Source organism: Streptomyces sp. UNOC14_S4, assembly GCF_020740835.1.
Taxonomy (GTDB): Bacteria; Actinomycetota; Actinomycetes; order Streptomycetales; family Streptomycetaceae; genus Streptomyces.
In genome coordinates this window covers 1-2,513 of sequence record NZ_JAINFC010000769.1, presented here as the reverse complement: position 1 = coordinate 2,513, position 2,513 = coordinate 1, and the positions used below count along the sequence as shown (strand labels likewise).

General features: G+C 71.6%; 3 protein-coding genes. All 3 read right to left on the bottom strand.

The features are described 5' to 3' along the window. A partial coding sequence (locus K6I34_RS35515) for a hypothetical protein (protein WP_229332155.1) occupies nucleotides 1-621 on the bottom strand: 621 nt, incomplete at its 3' end. 116 nt (nucleotides 622-737) lie between these two features. Continuing rightward, entirely contained in the window at nucleotides 738-1,193 is a 456-nt protein-coding gene (locus tag K6I34_RS35510; protein WP_229332154.1) for a sec-independent translocase, read from the bottom strand. A gap of 106 nt (nucleotides 1,194-1,299) precedes the next feature. After that, nucleotides 1,300-2,513, bottom strand: a 1,214-nt coding sequence (locus tag K6I34_RS35505; RefSeq protein WP_229332153.1) for a S1C family serine protease, incomplete at its 5' end; no start/stop codon positions are given.

Sequence of the window (2,513 nt, the reverse complement as noted above, 5' to 3'; positions counted from 1 at the left end):
GAGAAGAACCCCTTCCGCGGAGCCCGCCAGCACCCACCCGTACTCCGACTCGCGGTAACGGAAGTCGGTCGGGACGCCGTCGACGGGCAGGGACAGCGTGGACCACGCGGGCTCGTCCAAGTGGTCGGCGAGCTCCCAGGCCAGGGCCGTCTGCTGGTCGAGCCAGTCCTGCCGCAGGACGCGTTCCATCTGCGCGGGCCAGGTGCACGACAGCAGCCCGGAACCGGCCAGCCAGGCCGCGGAGGAGACCGAGGTGGCCTCCAGCACGCCCGTGCCGTCGGCGCTGCGGCGTACGGGACGGCTGGCGACGGTCACCACGACGGCGAAGCGCTGCGGGTCGGCGGCGGGTGCCGCTCCCCGCTCGCCGCGCAGCGAGGGCTCCTCGCCATGCCCGGTGGAGCCGTGCTCCACGGTCCCGTCGGCGGCCGCGCCGACCTGCATCAGCCAGCGCGGCCCGCTGTACGCCTCGTCCAGGCCGTACCACGGGAACGACGCCTGCAGGTAGCCGTCGGCATCGACGGATCGCCGGGTGCCGGGACCGCTCCGTGCCGCGTCCTGCGCTGCCGACGCGGCTGCCTCACCGGCCGGACCTCGCGCCCCTGGCCGACTCGTCGTCTCCATCTGCGTGGCGCCTCCTCATGCCCGTTGTCCGTCAGGCGAGCCAGCCCCCGGGACGACTCCACCCCAAACACAGGGAGAATAGCCACCCCCGTCAATGGCGCATGGGATGTGCGGACTCAGGTGGCGTCGGAATCGAAGGGCGGCCGCTCGCCCTGCTGCAGCCCCTCGCGCTTTTTCAGCAGGTCAGGGCCGCTGCTCTGGCTGTTCGAGCCGGGCGTACGCGGGGTGGAGGACGGCTCCGGCCCACTGCTGCGACCGTGGACGGCGTCGGTGACCTCGCCCGCCTCCGCACGGAAGTCGAAGCCGTTGCGGATCTCCTTCAGGCCCAGCTCGTCCTTGTCGAGGACGTGCTTGCGCACGAAGGTCTTGGGGTTGAGGTCCTCGAACTCGAAGTCCTTGAACTCCGGACCGAGCTCGGAGCGGATGTCCTGCTTGGCGTTCTCGGAGAACTGCCGGATCTTGCGCAACGTCCGCGACACGTCCTGGATCATCTTCGGCAGTTTGTCCGGGCCGAAGATGAGGATGGCGATCACCACGAGCGCGACCAGCTCGAGGGGTCCTATGTCGAGCACGTAGCAGCTCCTTGAGGCGTCGATGGCCGGGGGTCGCGGCCACCTATCACGGTACCTGGCCCGGGGACCGGCACAGGCGTCACCCAGGCCAATAACTGACCAATGATCATCGGGCACCCGCCGAACCCAGGGTCAGCTCCATGGTCCGCTCCTGCCCGTCGCGCTCGATGGTGAGCCCGAGCCGGTCACCCGGCCGGTGACTGCGGACCTTGACGATCAGCTCCTGGCCGCTGTGCACCGGGACACCGTCGACCTTCTTGATCACATCACGGTCCCGGAGGCCCGCCTTGTCACCGGGCCCGCCCGGGGTGACGGCCGGGCTGCCGGAGCTCCGGGAATTCACCCGTGCGCCGTCCCCCGAGTACGTCATGTCGAGGTTCACCCCGATGACGGGGTGAGTGGCCCTGCCGGTGTTGATCAGCTCCTCGGCGACGCGCTTCGCCTGGTTGATCGGTATGGCGAAGCCCAGGCCGATGCTGCCGCCCTGACCGCCGCCGAGCTCGCTGCTGTCGCCCGCGGAGCGGATGGCGCTGTTGATGCCGATGACGCGGGCCTCGGAGTCCACGAGCGGGCCGCCCGAGTTGCCCGGGTTGATCGGGGCGTCGGTCTGGAGGGCGTCGACATAGCTGACATCGCTGCCGTCCTGCTTCTGGCCGCCCGCCGTGATCGGGCGCTCCTTGGCGCTGATGATCCCGGTGGTGACGGTGCCCGCGAGGTCGTAGGGGGCACCGATGGCGATCACGGAGTCGCCGACGCGGACGGAGTCGGAGTTGCCCAGCGTGAGCGGGGTCAGGCCGGTCACCCCCGACACCTTGATCACGGCGAGGTCGTAACCGCTGTCGCGCCCGACGACGGCGGCCTTGGCCGTCTGCCCGCCGCTGAAGGTCACGGATATGTCGCCGTGCGTGCCCGCGGGCTCGACGACGTGGTTGTTGGTGAGGATCCGGCCTTCCTTGTCCAGCACGAAGCCGGTACCGGTGCCCTGGTCGCCGTTGCCGCGTACGTGGATGGTCACCACACCGGGCAGGGCGCGCGCGGCGATCCCGGCGACGCTGCCCGGCGCCCGGTCGGTGCGTTCCGCGGGCGCCTGCGGCAGGCGCACGTGGTGCCCCACGGTGCCGTTGCGCTCCAAGTGCGCCCCGACCACGCCCCCGATGCCACCGGCGACGAGCGCGACGCCCAGGGCGCCCGCGACGAGCCGCGCCCGCCTGCGCGCGGGCGGCCGCGGCGGTACGGGCGGCACGGCCGCCCAAGGGTCGTACCGCCACGCGGGCGGCGCGTAAACGGGCTGCGGCGGTACGTACGTGCCGTGGGCCGGAG